The organism is Winogradskyella sp. R77965 (assembly GCF_044594915.1).
In the GTDB taxonomy this organism is placed as follows: domain Bacteria; phylum Bacteroidota; class Bacteroidia; order Flavobacteriales; family Flavobacteriaceae; genus Winogradskyella.
Genome location: NZ_CP138990.1, coordinates 98,613 through 115,196 on the forward strand (window position 1 = coordinate 98,613; position 16,584 = coordinate 115,196).

The window sequence follows — 16,584 nt, forward strand, 5'->3', positions numbered from 1 at the left end:
TTTTTGAAAGTGGCATCATTTAATTTTGAAATATAATTTTAAAATTAAAAAGCAATGATTAAAAAAATGATTTTAGCAGTTTTGGCATTGGGAATTTTTGCCACTTCTTGCAGTAACGATGATGATGTTACCATCGTTATACCAGATGCAGGTGTGCTTTCTGGAGGACCTTTTACATTCTTAGTGGATGGAGTAATAGACAACGTAAGCGGAATCACCACAGATCCGAATGCAGTTGGTACGAACAGAACTTTTGTGATTACAGACGACACAGGTGTTATTTTAGGTATGCCACCAACAATCGAAGCTTTAGAAGGTGTTGATTTTGATGGTGCAGGTGTAGGTACATGTTTAATTTGGTATTTAAGATATGAGAATGGGTTAGTAGGAGCAGAAATGGGACTAAATGCAAATGATTTAGAAGGAAGTTTCGACCTATCAAATTCAATATCTGTATTTAGAAACCCTGAGCCAAATGCGGGAGTATTATCTGGTGGTCCATTTACTTTTGTGGTTGATGGAACAGTTGATAATGTGAGTGGGATTACTACAGATCCAAATGCTGCTGGTTCAAATTCTACATTCGTAATTACAGACGCTATGGGCAATATATTAGGGTTGCCTCCAACAATTGAGGCTTTAGAAGGTGTTGATTTTGATGGTGCTGGAACAGGAGTTTGTTTAATATGGTACTTAAGATATGAGGATGGATTAACAGGAGCAGAAATGGGAATGAATGCTAATAACCTTCAAGGTGACTTTGATTTGTCTAATTCAATTACAGTAACTAGAAATCCTGAGCCAAATGCTGGTACTTTATCTGGTGGTCCTTTTACATTTTGTGTAGATGGAACAGTTGATAATGTTAGTGGAATTACAACTGATTCTAATGCAGTTGGTACAAATTCAACATTTGTCATTACAGATGATATGGGTAATATTTTAGGATTACCACCTACAACAGCAGCTTTAGAAGGTGTTGATTTTGATGGTGCTGGTGCTGGCGTTTGTTTAATATGGTACTTACGTTTTGAAGATGGTTTAATGGGAGCTGAAGTGGGAATGAATGCGAATAACTTATCAGGATTCTTTAGTTTATCAAATTCTATAACTGTAACGCGTAATGCGCCAAATGCAGGAACACTTTCTGGTGGTCCATTTACATTTACCGTTGATGGAACAGTTGATAATGTTAGTGGTATTACTACAGACCCAAATGCTACAGGTACAAATTCAACATTTGTCATTACAGATGATATTGGTAATATTTTAGGATTACCACCAACAATATCAGCTTTAGAAGGCGTTGATTTTGATGGAGCTGGTGCAGGTACATGCTTAATCTGGTATTTGAGATATGAAGACGGATTGCAAGGAGCAACTGCAGGAGCAAATGCAAATGATTTGTCCGGATGTTTTGATTTATCAAACTCAATTACAGTTACTAGAAATTAATTAAAGTTATAAAAGGAGCATCAAAATTTGAGTTTTTGTTGTTAGATTAGAAGCGTAATTCCGACTATGGGATTACGCTTTTACATTTTACAAGATGAAAATCAAAAAATTGAAACCTGGTAATATTATTATTTTAGTAATAATAGCCTTGTTAATCATTCCTCAAACTCGTCAGCCTATTCAAATAGCTTTGCACAAGGTATTAAGTTATTTTAGTTCTACAAGTATTATCGAAGACTCTAAACGTATTACTCTAAATAGTTATGATTGGAAATTAAGGTTAGATTCTCAGAATATCTACGATTTTAATGATGCTAAGGGGCAAGTAGTAGTTGTAAACTTTTGGGCGACATGGTGCCCACCATGTATTGCAGAAATGCCTAGCCTCCAAGCTCTATATGATGACTATAATGATAAAGTAATTTTTCTATTTGTAACTAGTGATGATTTTGAAACAATAAACAAATTCAAAACTAAGAACGATTTTAATTTTAAGGTGTCGCAGCCTTTGAATGAAATTCCGAAAGAATTGGAAACGCGCTCAATTCCGAGAACTTTTGTCATTAATAAATCTGGTAAAATAGTAATTGATGAGTCTGGTGCCCTAGACTGGAATAGTGAAGAAGTTAGAAGTCAGCTTGATGCTTTACTTTCAGAATAACTTATTTAAAATATTTAAGCGGCACTATTAACATCCCAAAATTTTCACCTTTTTCTTTGCCTAAGTGCTTGTGATGAATTTTATGAGCACGTCTAACACCTCTAGCATATTTATTATCAATATTCCTGAGCCATTTAAAACGTTGATGTATAAAAATATCATGAACGATAAAATACGCCATTCCATAAAATAAAATACCTAAACCAATAGGTAATGTGTACCATACGCCTTCATAACTCCATAAATAAAAACAGGTCATACTAACAACTGCATAGAAAATAAAAAATGCATCATTACGTTCAAACCAGCTGTCGTGGTCTTTATGATGATGGTCCTTGTGCAAGCTCCATAAAAAACCGTGCATGATATACTTGTGAGTAAACCAGGCATTAAATTCCATTATAAAAAATGTGCCTAAAAAAATTAATATCCAAAAAACAGTTTGCATAATAGTTTTACGAGTTTAGAGTAAATTTAATTGATATTTCACATAGCTTCTAGTCAATAATTCTACCTTCCTGTAATTAGGAACTCTAATTCGGGTAGATTTTATTTCTATAGCTGGTGTTTTCTTTAATTTTTGAAGTAATTTATTGTAATAACGATAAGCCATAAAAACTCCAAATTTAGCTTCTATCGGTAAGCGTTTAATTCCATTCAGCCCTTTAGCAAAATCTGTTTCAATATCTCTAATAATGGCTTGTTTTGATACTTCATCAAGCTGATTTAAATCCGTATTAGGGAAATATGTTCGGCTTAAATCTTCAAAGTCTGCTTTTAGATCTCTTAAAAAATTCACCTTTTGAAAAGCAGAACCCAAGCTCATAGCAGATTCTTTTAAATCTTCATACTTGTCCTTATCACCTTTTACAAACACTTTTAAGCACATCAGACCCACGACATCAGCAGAGCCATAAATATATGCTCTATATTCTTCCTCAGTTAAATAATCTTTTTTATGTAAATCTAAGCGCATACTATTCATAAATGCATCCACCAAGTGCTTATCGATATTATATTTATGATATGTCTCTTGAAATGCGTTTAGAATAGGGTTGAGACTTATTTTATCTTCTAGCGCTAATTCTAAGTCTTTTTCAAAATTTTTGAAAAGCTTTTGCTTATCATAATCATGAAATGTATCTACTATTTCATCTGCAAATCTTACAAATCCATAAATATTGTATATATCTTGTCTAATAATGTCTGACAACATTTTGGTTGCCAAAGAGAATGACGTGCTGTAAGTATTGGTTACAATCTTACTGCATTCTTTAGAAACATTATCAAATAGGGATTTCATATTTAAATTTATCTTATTAGTAATTAAGGTTCATTTTTTTGAATCAGTTCTGCTACTAGCTTTCCTGAAATTAAGGATGGTGGTACGCCAGGTCCCGGAACTGTAAGTTGACCTGTAAAATAAAGGCTATTCACCTTTTTACTTTTTAATTTTGGTCTTAGAAATGCAGTTTGCATTAGCGTATTAGCCATGCCATATGCATTTCCTTTATACGAGTTGTATTCACTTATAAAGTCATTAACACAAAACGATTCTTTAAATAAAATATTTTCTTGTACACTTTGATTAGTTCTTTTTTCGAATCTATTAATGATAATATCAAAATATTGCTGACGTAATTCTGGTGTATCTTCTAAACCTGGCGCAATCGGAATAAGGAAAAATCCTGTTTCACAACCATCAGGTGCCATACTTCTATCGGTTACTGAAGGAAAGTTAACATAAAATAATGGATTTTTTGGCCATTTAGGATCATCATAGATTTCTTCAGCGTGCATTTCGAAATCAGTATCAAAGAATAAATTATGATGCTCTACATTTTTAAGTGTTTTATTAAACCCAACATAAAAAAGAAGAGATGATGGTGCAAATGTGCGTTTGTCCCAATAAGATTCACTGTATTGTCTGTAAGTTTTATCTAATAAAGTCTCGGAATGATGATAATCAGCTCCACTCAGAACAATATCAGACTGAAGTACTTCGCCATTTACTGAGATACCTGTGACACTGCCGTTTTCAACATTAATTTTTTCGACATTACTATTAGTATTTATAGAAACACCGAGGCTTGCTGCAAGACTTTTCATTGCCTTAATAATTTCGTACATACCACCTTTTGGATGCCAAGTGCCTAATCCAAAATCAGCAAAATTCATGAAACTATAAAACGATGGGGTTTGATTTGGTTTCGCACCTAGAAACAATACAGGAAATTCTAAAGTTGAGATCAATTTTGGATTCTTAAAGTTTTTACGAACTTCAGAACTAATGGTTTTAAAGAACCTGTCTACTCTTGTTACAGTTTCTTTAGTAACTAATTCAAATGGTGAAATACCTGGTTTTAAAACGACTTTATTTATAGCGATATCATAATGTTCTTGGGCTCTTGCTATAAATTTTCGAAGTGGTTTAGAACTTCCGGCTTCAATACGTTCAAATTCTTCACAGATTTGATCCATATGATCACCTATAGTTATGACTTCGTCCGAAAAGAAAATTTTATAGGCAGGACTTAATTTATCGAGTTGGTAATAATCACTGGTATTTTTTCCAAAATCATTAAAAAATTTATCAAAAATATCTGGCATCCAGTACCAACTTGGACCGATATCAAAAGTAAATCCATCTTTCTTGATTTGTCTTGCTCTTCCACCGACGGTATCATTTTTTTCGAAAATTGAAACTTCATAACCTGCTTGTGCTAAATAACAAGAAGCTGATAATGCTGAAAAGCCTGAACCTATAATGGATATCGTTTTTTGCATCTGTAAATTAAAGTGCTTCCGTTAGTTCTTTTATGCTACTAAACGCTTTGGTGTTTTTTGGCAAATTGTCTAAATCCAAATGTGATAACATTCTTCCTAAAATCCAGAATTTCGAATTATTTTTCGTTAAAATAACATCATTAAAAGTATTCAAGTAAGCGGATATGTTTTCTTTTTCTGGTTTCACGGTAAAATATGAAACAAATGTAATATCGTCATAGTAATTTTGAATATCTGTTAAACTTTCTAATGGAACACTAGGACCTAAAAATATAGAATGATAACCATTGCTAACAATCTCATAGTTTATGAACATTAGTCCTAATTCGTGTATTTCGTTATCTGGCAGATATAAAACGAAAGTTTTCTTAGAATCATTCACTTGTTTAGATTGAATCTTCTCGGTATTAACCAATATTTTTTGTCTTATAAGGGTGGTTATAAAATGCTCATGTGCCGGAGTAATCGTGTCCGTTTGCCAAAGCAATCCCATATTTGTAAGCATTGGTATAAAAACATCATAGAAGATTCGTCTAAATGATTTTTCTTTTAAAAGTGATTCGTAAGTATTATAAAAAAGTGCTTGGTCAAAATTTAGCATTGCTAACTTAAGTGCATTAATGGCATGACTGTCTGTATCATTTTTGGAAGCTATTTCTCTTACTAACTGAGGGATTTTATCCTCATCGATAGTTGTAATCTTAGAAATCTTGTAACCATTATTATTTAAATAACTAACATTAAGCAATTTTTGAAAATTCGCTAAATCGTAGTATCTAATATTCGTATCAGTACGTTTGGGTTCTAAAAGATTGTATCGTTTTTCCCAGATTCTTATAGTGTGCGCCTTAATACCTGTAAGATTTTCAAGGTCTTTAATACTGAATTGACTTTTAATATTGTTCATTATTTTATAAGAATAGTTAAACAAAAATACATTATATATTTATAATGAATGTAGAATTAACATTATTTAAGTAAAAAAAATACATAATCAAAGTACTAAAATAGTAATAAACATACTGGCGTGACTATAGAATCTCTTCAAGCGTAATATGCTGAAAATAATATTGCAGATTAATTAAGTCACCAATGTTAGATATTGAGAGAAATCAATAAAGTGCGCACGAGAAGACTCGAACTTCCACGGACTAATGTCCACCAACCCCTCAAGCTGGCGCGTCTACCAATTCCGCCACGTGCGCATTTATGATACGTAAAGGTAAAAAAAAAGTTAAGCTTTTTTTGCTTAACTTTTCGTGACCAGTCTGGGGCTCGAACCCAGGACCCTCTCCTTAAAAGGGAGATGCTCTACCAACTGAGCTAACTGGTCAAAATGTTTTTCTCTAACGAGGGTGCAAATATAAAATGTTTAATTAATAAAACAACACTTTTTTTGTTTAAATTTTCGTTTTTTTGTTGTCTCTTAGTGTAGAGATTTAATAATCAAAAGATAAGCATTATGATAGTCGTTTTAATGGGTTATATGGGATCAGGGAAATCAACCATCGGTAAGGAATTGGCTACACTCTTAAATTATAGTTTCTTAGACTTGGATGATTACATTTCAGAAAAAGAAAACGCTTCTATTTCTAAAGTTTTTGAAACTAAAGGGGAGATTTACTTCAGAAAAAAAGAGACAGAATATTTAAAAGAAGTAATAGAATCTTCTGAGAATCTTGTTCTCGCTCTTGGAGGTGGCACTCCTTGTTATGGAAATAATATGGCTATATTAACTAACAATCAAAATATTGCATCATTTTATTTAAAACTTTCAATTCCGAATTTAGCAAAACGTCTGTTTACGGAACGCGAAAAACGACCGTTGATTAGTCATTTAAAATCTGAAGAAGATTTACTAGAATTTATTGGTAAGCATATTTTTGAACGTGTTCAGTTTTATAACAAAGCCCATTTTACTATCACTACAGATAATAAAACCAAACAAGATATATTTGAGGAAATTTTAATGCAATTAATCTAAATAAGCTTCGTAAGGCTGCTTAGAAAGATTGACATGTACATGCTCAAACAGTGATGTAGAAAGTGATATACCTTTAAAGTCTGCCTTTACAGGATATTTTTTATGATTTCTATTTACAAGAACAGCGGTCTTAAATTGCTTCAATGGAACATCTAAAAAATGTTTAATTCCATAAATAAGTGTACTACCCGAATTTAGAACATCATCAATCAATACAATAGATTTGTTGCTGTAATCTTCTTTCTTAATTGATGTAAGAATAGGATTGGTCGGTTGTGCTTTATCTATTGTAACTTTACATAACGTGGATTCTATTGAAGAAATCTTATCAAGATTATTCTTTATTTTTTTTGCAAAGAGATAGCCATTACTTTCAATACCAGCAATGATAAGTTCGGTCTCGTCAACATTGCTCTCATAAATTTGGTAAGCAATGCGCTTTATTTTATGTTCAATTTCTTTGTGACTTAAAATTGTGTTTTTTGTTAATGCCATAGTATGCTCTACAAAATTAAAATCTATAATAAACTACGGTTTTGTAGTTTTATCATTTTTTTGGCAACAATCAAAGTCTGCCAAATACCTATTATAGGTTTCAAAGATAAAAAACAGTTCTTTACCTTGTCTTTCTTTTATTAAATTAATTGAGCTTTCCAAAATCTTAATTTTAAATTTTTTTTCGAAAAGAGATTTATATTCAGAAATACTGCCTCCAAAAGGTGGACCAGATGTCGTAAGTTCAAAATCAAAGAGTAAACCAGCTAATTTTCCGTTTGGTTTTAAAAGCTGATACATTTTCTCAACATACTTTGTTCTCAGTTTTGGATGTAATGCACAAAAAAAGGTCTGTTCTAATATTAAATCAAAATCGTCATCCAATTCAAAAAAATCTATATGAAATAATTGATTAGCTGGAAAATCAGGAACTCGATGTTTAAAATTTTCTAGAGGGAGTTTAGCAATATCAACGACATAAATATTTTTAAAGCCTTTATTCCATAAGTACTCAGCTTCATAACTATTACCAGCACCAGGAATCAAGATTTTTATCTTATTGTCTTTAAGTTGATCTATGTATGTTTTTAATGGAGTAGAAGGGTAACCAATATTCCAGCCAGTATTTTCATTGTTGTATCGTTCTTCCCAATATACTTTATCTAGTTTATTCCTCTTCATAAAAATCATCAATATCCCTTCTGTCCTTTTTAGTTGGTCGTCCGGTGCCTTTTTTTCGATAATAATCTTTGCTGTACTTCAAAAGCTCTTGCGCTTCAAACGCTTCTTTTGGTGTAGTATCGATTCTATAGATATCAACCAATTTAGCACCAACTCTATTTGGAGGTATGTCATTAACGGTTAACTGATAGGTAATTTGATTTTTTCGCAATTCAATTTTATCCGTTGGGTAAACTTCTCTAGATGGTTTTGCTACTGCACCATTAACCTTTATTTGTCTCTTTTTGCAGGCTTGTGTCGCAATGTTCCGTGTTTTGTAATAACGTACACACCACAAGTATTTATCAATTCGCATATTTTTTAACTAAAAACTACGTTAATCTTATTGTACAAAAATATTATATTATTGTATCTTGCGCCTTATAATTAAGCAATAATGAACATCATGTTAAATCTGTGGTAGATTAATATGAGAAATACAAGATTTATGAAAATTAGTACTTTTAAGTTATACCTATGTGTTTTAGCAGCATTGACTGTATTTATATCGTGTGAGGAGGATGACCCTATCATAAATGACTTTGTAGAAGAAGATAGAACTGAGCAGCAAGAGAAGGATAATGATTCCATTTTAGACTACCTATCTAGCCATTATTATAATTCTAGTTTTTTTGAAACAGGGACTGATCATAAATATACAGATATTATTATCTCTGAGTTACCAGAAGGAGAGGATGTGCCGGACGGAAGTACATTGTTAATAGATGCTGTAGAAACACATACAACAGAGTTTTTAGAAGCGGATTATGAATATTATATATTAAGAATAAATCAAGGTGGAGGTGAAGCGCCAAAATTTACAGATTTAGTGCGTGTAAGGTATGAGGGAAGTTCAGTAGAAGATGGAGATGTATTTGATTCTAGAATTACACCGTTGGATTTAGCATTAGTTGGTAATGGTATCAACACTTTTGGTACAATTAGAGCATGGCAACTTGTGATGCCATCATTTAATGCTTCTACAGGTTTTAGTCTTGATAATGGAGTCGTTAATTATAATAATTTTGGCTTAGGTGTAATGTTTGTTCCATCTGGATTGGCCTATTTTTCAGGAATAACAACTGGGTCATCGTATGATAACTTAATCTTTAAATTTGAAATGCTACAATACGAAACCGTAGATGATGATGGTGATGGCATACCATCGTATGTGGAAGATTTAGATGCTAATTTATCAGTATTCGATGACGATTCTGATGAAGACGAAGCTCCTAATTTTATTGACCTAGATGATGATGGTGATGAAGTCTCTACATTTAATGAGTTAGAACAAACTATTTATATTGTAGATACTAATATGGGTGAGTCCGAACCTATATTGGACGCTAATGAATATGAATTTAGTAGAATTACTAACGCTGGTATCATTACAATTACTACAGTAAAAGCTCTAGACACAAATAGCAATGGTATATTAGACTATTTGGATGAGGATATAACTATTAATTACAATGAGACTAGTAGTTGATTAGCTTCGTAAAAAAAATATTTAAAAAGATAAAATAAGCCTCAATGTGAGGCTTATTTTATTTTAATCACGTCTTCTAGAACGTCTAGGTCTATCTGAACCAGATCTGCTAGATTCTGGCTTTCTGTCTCCTCTAGAATCATCATAACCTCTATCTCTTCTATCGCTAGAGCGTCTATCGCTTCTATTATCGTCTGAGCGTCGACTGCTACGTCTGTCGCTTCTATTTCCAGAGCCAGATGATCTTCTATCACTAGAACGTCTATCACTTCTAGGTTTATCATCGCGTCTGCGACTTCCACCACCAGAACGTCTATCACTTCTGCCACGACCTCTATCGCGTCTTCCGCCACCACTTCGGCCTTTATTTTCGCTAACTTCAACATTTACAAAACGACCTTCGTGTTTAAAGTCTGTGAAGAATGCTAAAACCTTTTCTTGTATGTCTTTTTCGGTATTGAAGAAAGAAAAACTTTCTTTAACATCTACTTTAAACACATCATCACGTCCAAGTTCTAATTGTTCTTTTAGGAAATCTTTCAACTTCATCCAATCAAAACCATCTTTGCGACCAACATTAATGAAGTAACGCGTATCATTAGATTGTTTTCCGTAATCGCGTCCACCTCCATCTCTATCTGATCCTCTAGACTCTGAAACTGTTAAGTCTTTAGATTTTTGATAATAATTAAAGAAACGATTAAATTCTGCAGAGAAAAATTTCTTAATTAAGGCTTCTTTATCAGTATCAGCAAATAATTCATTGATACTTTCGAGATGTTTATCAATTTCGTGGTTAGTTTCTGTAGCATGGACTTTATTCGCTAAGGACATTAATTGCACTTCTACGATTTCCATTCCTGATGGAATTTCTTTCTTTTCAAACTGCTTTTTAATAATGCGCTCTATACTTTTTATTTTTCGAGTTTCACTTTTAGAAACAATAACCATAGAAATACCAGATTTACCAGCTCTACCTGTACGACCAGATCTGTGTGTGTAAGTTTCTATTTCGTCTGGTAATTGGTAATTAATTACGTGCGTAATATCATCGACATCAATACCACGAGCCGCAACATCTGTAGCAACGAGCATTTGTATTTGGCGGTTTCTAAAAGATTTCATCACCATATCTCGCTGATTCTGACTTAAATCACCATGTAAAGCTCCTGCAGAGTAACCATCTTCAATAAGGTTTTCAGCTACTTTTTGAGTATCGCGCTTTGTTCTACAAAAGATTACAGAAAATATATCTGGATTTGCATCTGCTAAACGTTTTAAAGCTTGGTAACGGTCTCTTGCATTTACTAAATAGTATTCGTGCGATACATTTTTTGTGCTTTCATTTTTAGTTCCTACTGTGATTTCTGTAGGATCGTACATAAATTTCTTTGCAATAGTAGAGACCTCTTTTGGCATCGTTGCAGAGAATAACCATGTACTTTTATCATCTGGTGTATGGGATAAAATGTCAGTAATGTCTTCATAGAAGCCCATATTTAGCATCTCATCAGCTTCGTCTAATACACTATATTGTATTTTAGATATATCTACCATATTACGGCTAATCATATCTTTCATACGACCAGGAGTTGCTACAATAATTTGTGCTCCGCGTTTAACAGATCTTGCTTGATCAGAAATACTTGCTCCACCATAAATGGCAGTTACATTTAAGCCTTTACAATATTTACCATAGAGCTTTAATTCGTTTGTAATTTGTAAACAAAGCTCGCGAGTAGGCGATAAGATAAGACCTTGAGTAGTTCTGCTATCAATATCTATTTTTTGCAACATCGGAAATCCGAAAGCTGCTGTTTTACCAGTACCAGTTTGTGCCAAAGCCACTAAGTCTTTGTCTTCTTCTAATAATAGTGGGATGGCTTTTTCTTGGACTTCACTAGGTTTTGTAAAACCTAAATCAGTAATAGCGCGCAAAAGGTCTTCATTAAGACCGAGTTCTTGGAATGTGCTCATTCTTTAGTTTATGTATTCGATTATGTTCTGTTGGTGTTACAAAAGAAGCGAATCGACATACTAAACACTAAAACTTCTGGGTAACACATCCTCACTCTGAGGAATTTAATGAAACTCAATATTGACAAGCATTTTTTGCGAAGTCAAATTTGTTAGATGAACGAACCTCGAACTCGTTTCGTGGTCACATCAGTTTTTGTTTCGAGCGGCAAAGATAGTCTTTTAATTGGATAATCAATTTTTGGTTGCGCTTATTGGTTTGTGTATGGTTAGTTGCGACTGTTACGCAACTAATTTAGCAAAAGGAAACCGAACGTAAAGAAAATCCGAAGGATTTTCCGAGTAACACTAACCCAAGCAATTAATTATACACTTCTTAACTTAGCATTTCGTTATATTATATCTCATATTAATTTCATTCCCACGTAATAACAATAAGTTCCAATTTTTGTATTTATGTAATCTGTTTCTTTTACGTTTTCAAATTCACATTCCGTCATATATTTAGGCAGTAGTCCTTCAACATTTTCTTGGGTCGTTTTAAATCCGTCCAATATTTGAACAGCATAGAATAAAAATCGTCGGAACTTGGATTTCGGTTTCCCTCAATCTCCGATAATTAATATTCCGTTGGGTTTTAAAACTCTATGTATCTCTTTTAGACAATCTTTTTTTGTCTTTGTGTCAAGTTGATGAAAGACTAAAGAACTGTAAACTTTATCAAATTCAGCATTCTTAAATGGAAATTGCCCTCCATCATATAAAAACAAAGGAATATCTAACTTTACCTTTTCTAACTTCCTTTCCGTAAATAACTTAACCTTTGGGTCAATCTCTAATCCGCTAAAATTACTTTTAGGATACTTTTGTTTTCCAATTATCAAATTTTGACCAGTTCCAAATCCAAATTCAAGTATTTTTTCGTCGTTTTGTGGGTTTACTTCATTTATTAACCTGTTCCTAAACTTTGTTTCAGGCATTGTTAATTTTATGGCTAAATCATACATTCCGGTTAACCAATCATAACCAAGAGCAGGAATAAAATCTTTCTTGTTTGAATCTGTCATTTACGGTTCTTCTAATGAATGCTAACTTTAGTGATATGAGTACGTTTTAATGACTTATATCAGACGATAAGCTAAGGTTAGTCTAAAATTTTCAGAAAGTCAATCACATAATGAGTTGCTTTTTATGATGTTAAATTATTTAAAATCACAACATTTCAACAAACCATAAACAATTTCTGAATAACTCATTAAATTTCGTAAATTTGCCTGCGTTTAACAGCGCAACATGACCACAAACCCTAAGTATATTTTTGTAACAGGCGGAGTGTCTTCTTCTCTCGGAAAAGGCATTATAGCTGCATCTTTGGCTAAACTCTTACAGGCACAAGGTTACAGAACGACCATTCAGAAATTAGATCCATATATCAACATAGATCCAGGAACTTTAAACCCATACGAGCATGGTGAATGTTATGTCACAGATGATGGTGCAGAAACCGATTTAGATTTAGGGCATTATGAGCGTTTTTTAAATGTACCGACCTCTCAGGCTAATAATGTAACAACTGGTAGAATTTACCAAAGTGTTATTGATAAAGAAAGACGTGGTGAATTTTTAGGTAAAACTGTTCAGGTTATTCCGCATATCACAGACGAGATAAAGCACAGAATTCAGATTCTTGGTAATTCTGGTGATTATGATATTATCCTCACTGAAATTGGAGGAACAGTTGGTGATATTGAGTCTTTACCTTACATAGAAGCGGTTCGCCAATTGCAATGGGATTTGGGTGAGCACAATGCTTTAGTTATTCATTTAACCTTAATACCTTATTTATCTGCTGCTGGTGAGTTGAAGACAAAACCAACGCAACACAGTGTAAAAACCTTGATGGAGAGCGGAGTACATGCTGATGTTTTGGTTTGTAGAACAGAGCATGAACTTCATGATGGTTTAAAGAGCAAACTCGCACGTTTTTGTAATGTTAAAAAGGAGGCGGTTATTCAGTCCATCGATGCATCTACTATCTACGATGTACCTAACTTAATGTTAGATGAAGGACTGGATAAGGTGGTTTTAGATAAGCTAAATTTAAAGAGTGATGTGCCAGACTTAAAACAATGGAACGAATTTTTAAAGCGACATAAAAATCCAAAAAGCGAAGTCACTATTGGTTTAATTGGTAAGTATGTAGAGCTTCAGGATTCCTATAAGTCTATTTTAGAAGCATTTATTCATGCAGGAGCAGAAAATGAAGTTAGAGTTAAAGTAGAACCTATACATTCCGAGTATTTGAATGAAGATAATATAGAATTCAAATTAAAACATTTAGATGGTGTATTGGTTGCACCAGGTTTTGGTGAGCGCGGCATTGAAGGAAAAATTGATGCAGTAAAATATGTTCGCGAACATAATATACCATTTTTAGGGATTTGTTTAGGCATGCAAATGGCTGTTATTGAATATGCCAGAAATGTTTTAAAGCTCGAAGATGCCAACTCTATTGAAATGGATGAAAAAACAAAAAATCCTGTCATTAATTTAATGGAATCTCAAAAGAATGTCGTTAACAAAGGAGGAACCATGCGTTTAGGTGCTTGGGATTGTAAGATTAGTAAAAATAGTATTGCATACAATGTATATGGTGAGGTGGATATTAAAGAACGTCACCGACATCGTTTTGAGTTTAATGATGACTATAAAACCGAAATTGAAGCTGCTGGTATGAAGGCAACAGGTCTTAATCCAGAAACAGGTTTAGTTGAGATTATAGAAATACCAAACCACAATTGGTTTGTTGGTGTGCAGTATCATCCTGAATATAAGAGTACAGTTTCAAATCCGCATCCACTTTTTGTGGCATTTGTTGGAGCTGCTCTAAAATTTAAGAATAAAAAATAGTAAAATAATGTGCCACTTTGGCGCAAAACAAAATTTGGATAACAATTTGAGTTAACCAATTAATACCACTTAAGACCTGTTTGGTTTCCAAAACCTGACAGGTCTAAAACTAATAAATCAATGGAAGAAAAGAAATTTGACATTAACTCTATTATAGGTTTTGTCCTCATATTCGGAATTTTGATATATATGATGTATCAGAACAGTCCAACGCCAGAAGAGGTTGAAGCACAAAAGAAAGCCGAACAAGAACAGGTTGAATCAGAGAAAAAAGAAAGTAAACAAAATGAAGCTGTTGTTACTACAGCTTCAGATTACGTCAATACGGCGACTTTAGATTCCACAGAATTAGCAGCAGCTAAAAGTAAAACCGGAGCATTTGGCCATGCATTATCATTACCTGGTGCGGAAATTACGACCGTTGAAACGGATGTTTTTGAATTAAAGTTTAATAGACAAGGTGGTCACTTAGCAGAAGTAAAACTAAAGAAATTTGTGGATTATGATTCTGTGCCAATTTATTTAGTGCAGGATAAAAATAGTGCTTTTAATATTTCTTTTGGTACAGCAGACAACCGTACGCTTAATACTGAAAAATTACCTTTTCAACCAAGTGTGACAAAAAGTGGTGAGAATACAGTAGTTTCTATGAAACTTAAAGTTTCCGAATCTGCATTTTTAGAGTATCGTTATGAGTTAAAACCGAATGATTACATGATTGATTTTTCAATTAAATCACAAGGTTTAAGTGGTGTTTTTAATACCTCGCAACCAATTACTATAGATTGGAAACAGAAACAGATTCGCCACTCTAAAAGCATAAGTTACGAGAATAGATATACAAGATTAACTTATATGCACGATGATGGTAAAGTTGATAAACTATCTCAGATGAGTGATGATGATGAAACTGTTGAAGATGTTGATTGGTTATCTTACAGACAGCATTTTTTTAGTACAATTTTAGCGTCTAATAATGGTACAATCAAGAATGTAGCACTAACTTCCAAAGATTTAGTTGAGGACGAAGAGGTAGATACTTTGTTTACAAAATTATATACTTCTAAATTTCCTTTGGCCTATAATGGTGGTGAAATAAATAAAAGTCTTGGTTTGTATTATGGCCCAACAGATGCAAAGACGTTAAAGGTTTATGAAAAAGGTTTAGAAGAAAGTATACCATTTGGTTGGGGAATTTTTGGTTGGATTAATAAAGCCTTATTCATTCCATTATTTGGTTTCTTAAGTGGATTCTTACCTTATGGTATCGCTATTATAGTAATGACTATACTCGTAAAAATCATGCTCTCCTTTGTACAATACAAGCAGTTTTTATCTCAGGCAAAAATGAAGATTTTAAAACCAGAATTAGAAGCTATTAAAGTAAAATATAAAGACAACAAATTAAAAGCGCAGCAAGAAACAATGGCATTGCAAAGCAAAGCTGGTGCAAGTCCTCTTAGTGGATGTTTACCTGGTTTAATGCAGATTCCTGTGTTTTATGCTCTGTTTATGTTTTTCCCAACGGCTTTTGAATTGAGGCAAAAAAGTTTCCTTTGGGCGGACGATTTAAGTTCTTATGATTCTATTGCAGAATTACCATTTGCAATACCATTTTATGGAGACCATGTGGCTTTATTTCCAATACTAGCTGCAGTTGCAATTTTCTTTTATATGAAAATGACTACTGGTCAGCAAGTGGCTACACAACCAACACAAGAGGGTATGCCAGATATGGGTAAGATGATGAAGTATATGATTTACTTTTCACCCCTTTTAATGTTAGTATTTTTTAATAATTACGCTTCAGGTTTAAGTTTATATTACTTTATATCTAACTTAATTAGTATTGGTATTATGCTAGTCATTAAAAATTACATTATTGATGAAGATAAAGTATTAGCTAAAATTGAAGTCAGTAAAACAAAGCCTAAGAAGCAAAACAAGTTTCAGAAGAAAATGGCAGACATGATGGCACAAGCCGAAGCACAAAAACAAGCGCAGCAAAAGGGTAAGAAGAAATAATATAATTCTGTAAAAAATGTAATATATAATAATCTTATCTTAATAAACTTCTAAGCCTTTCGATATTCGAAAGGCTTTTTT

At 33.0% G+C, this 16,584-nt stretch carries 15 protein-coding genes and 2 tRNA genes; 6 read left to right on the top strand and 11 right to left on the bottom strand.

Features of this window, described 5'->3' with window-relative positions; genetic code table 11:
- Positions 1-54: 54 nt before the first annotated feature.
- Together SJY34_RS00440 and SJY34_RS00445 are read left to right on the top strand one after the other, a co-directional pair.
- Entirely contained in the window at positions 55-1,455 is a 1,401-nt protein-coding gene (locus tag SJY34_RS00440; RefSeq protein WP_400077868.1) for a hypothetical protein, read from the top strand.
- A gap of 94 nt (positions 1,456-1,549) precedes the next feature.
- Complete coding sequence (locus tag SJY34_RS00445) at positions 1,550-2,116, top strand: TlpA family protein disulfide reductase (protein WP_400077869.1); 567 nt, start codon at positions 1,550-1,552, stop codon at positions 2,114-2,116.
- A 1-nt stretch (position 2,117) separates the two neighbouring features.
- Here SJY34_RS00445 and SJY34_RS00450 read toward each other — a convergent pair whose 3' ends face one another.
- The 6 genes from SJY34_RS00450 to SJY34_RS00475 all read right to left on the bottom strand — a co-directional run bounded on the left by SJY34_RS00450 (position 2,118) and on the right by SJY34_RS00475 (position 6,236).
- The gene (locus tag SJY34_RS00450) at positions 2,118-2,564 is read right to left on the bottom strand and encodes a sterol desaturase family protein (protein ID WP_400077871.1); all 447 of its coding nucleotides are present in this window, start codon (positions 2,562-2,564) and stop codon (positions 2,118-2,120) included.
- A 15-nt stretch (positions 2,565-2,579) separates the two neighbouring features.
- A complete protein-coding gene (locus SJY34_RS00455; RefSeq protein ID WP_400077873.1) occupies positions 2,580-3,419 on the bottom strand; it encodes a phytoene/squalene synthase family protein in 840 nt (279 codons plus the stop codon).
- Positions 3,420-3,442: 23 nt separating this feature from the next.
- Complete coding sequence (locus SJY34_RS00460; protein ID WP_400077875.1) at positions 3,443-4,903, bottom strand: phytoene desaturase family protein; 1,461 nt, start codon at positions 4,901-4,903, stop codon at positions 3,443-3,445.
- 7 nt (positions 4,904-4,910) lie between these two features.
- On the bottom strand, positions 4,911-5,810 hold the full coding sequence (locus SJY34_RS00465) for a MerR family transcriptional regulator (protein ID WP_400077877.1): 900 nt from the start codon (positions 5,808-5,810) through the stop codon (positions 4,911-4,913).
- Between the two features lie 214 nt (positions 5,811-6,024).
- Positions 6,025-6,108 (bottom strand) — tRNA-Leu (locus SJY34_RS00470).
- A gap of 55 nt (positions 6,109-6,163) precedes the next feature.
- Positions 6,164-6,236: transfer RNA gene (locus SJY34_RS00475), tRNA-Lys, on the bottom strand.
- A gap of 129 nt (positions 6,237-6,365) precedes the next feature.
- Here SJY34_RS00475 and SJY34_RS00480 point away from each other — a divergent pair.
- Positions 6,366-6,887, top strand: coding sequence for a shikimate kinase (locus tag SJY34_RS00480; RefSeq protein WP_400077879.1), 522 nt, complete (start codon positions 6,366-6,368; stop codon positions 6,885-6,887).
- Here the strand turns inward: SJY34_RS00480 and SJY34_RS00485 are convergent.
- Genes SJY34_RS00485 through SJY34_RS00495 form a run of 3 tightly spaced genes read right to left on the bottom strand, consistent with a single transcriptional unit; the run spans position 6,879 to position 8,418 of the window.
- On the bottom strand, positions 6,879-7,382 hold the full coding sequence (locus SJY34_RS00485; RefSeq protein WP_400077881.1) for a phosphoribosyltransferase family protein: 504 nt from the start codon (positions 7,380-7,382) through the stop codon (positions 6,879-6,881). The two genes, SJY34_RS00480 and SJY34_RS00485, sit on opposite strands and share 9 nt — an antisense overlap.
- Positions 7,383-7,415: 33 nt before the next feature.
- On the bottom strand, positions 7,416-8,072 hold the full coding sequence (locus SJY34_RS00490) for a methyltransferase domain-containing protein (RefSeq protein WP_400077883.1): 657 nt from the start codon (positions 8,070-8,072) through the stop codon (positions 7,416-7,418).
- Positions 8,050-8,418: an RNA-binding S4 domain-containing protein gene (locus SJY34_RS00495; protein WP_400077885.1), complete on the bottom strand. Its 369-nt coding sequence runs from the start codon at positions 8,416-8,418 to the stop codon at positions 8,050-8,052. Before SJY34_RS00495 ends, SJY34_RS00490 begins: the two co-directional genes overlap by 23 nt.
- A 132-nt stretch (positions 8,419-8,550) precedes the next feature.
- Between SJY34_RS00495 and SJY34_RS00500 the strand changes: the two genes are divergently transcribed.
- Positions 8,551-9,591 carry an FKBP-type peptidyl-prolyl cis-trans isomerase gene (locus tag SJY34_RS00500; protein WP_400077887.1) on the top strand — a complete coding sequence of 347 codons (1,041 nt, stop codon included), beginning with the start codon at positions 8,551-8,553 and terminating at the stop codon, positions 9,589-9,591.
- 63 nt (positions 9,592-9,654) lie between these two features.
- On the opposite strand, the gene SJY34_RS00505 is transcribed toward SJY34_RS00500, so the two are convergent.
- Positions 9,655-11,568 carry a DEAD/DEAH box helicase gene (locus SJY34_RS00505; protein WP_400077889.1) on the bottom strand — a complete coding sequence of 638 codons (1,914 nt, stop codon included), beginning with the start codon at positions 11,566-11,568 and terminating at the stop codon, positions 9,655-9,657.
- A gap of 605 nt (positions 11,569-12,173) precedes the next feature.
- Positions 12,174-12,635 carry a class I SAM-dependent methyltransferase gene (locus tag SJY34_RS00510; protein WP_400077891.1) on the bottom strand — a complete coding sequence of 154 codons (462 nt, stop codon included), beginning with the start codon at positions 12,633-12,635 and terminating at the stop codon, positions 12,174-12,176.
- Positions 12,636-12,861: 226 nt separating this feature from the next.
- Here SJY34_RS00510 and SJY34_RS00515 point away from each other — a divergent pair, with 226 nt between their 5' ends.
- Positions 12,862-14,478 carry a CTP synthase gene (locus SJY34_RS00515; protein ID WP_400077893.1) on the top strand — a complete coding sequence of 539 codons (1,617 nt, stop codon included), beginning with the start codon at positions 12,862-12,864 and terminating at the stop codon, positions 14,476-14,478.
- Positions 14,479-14,598: 120 nt separating this feature from the next.
- Positions 14,599-16,503 carry a membrane protein insertase YidC gene (gene yidC / locus SJY34_RS00520; RefSeq protein ID WP_400077895.1) on the top strand — a complete coding sequence of 635 codons (1,905 nt, stop codon included), beginning with the start codon at positions 14,599-14,601 and terminating at the stop codon, positions 16,501-16,503.
- The last annotated feature ends 81 nt before the right edge of the window (positions 16,504-16,584 follow it).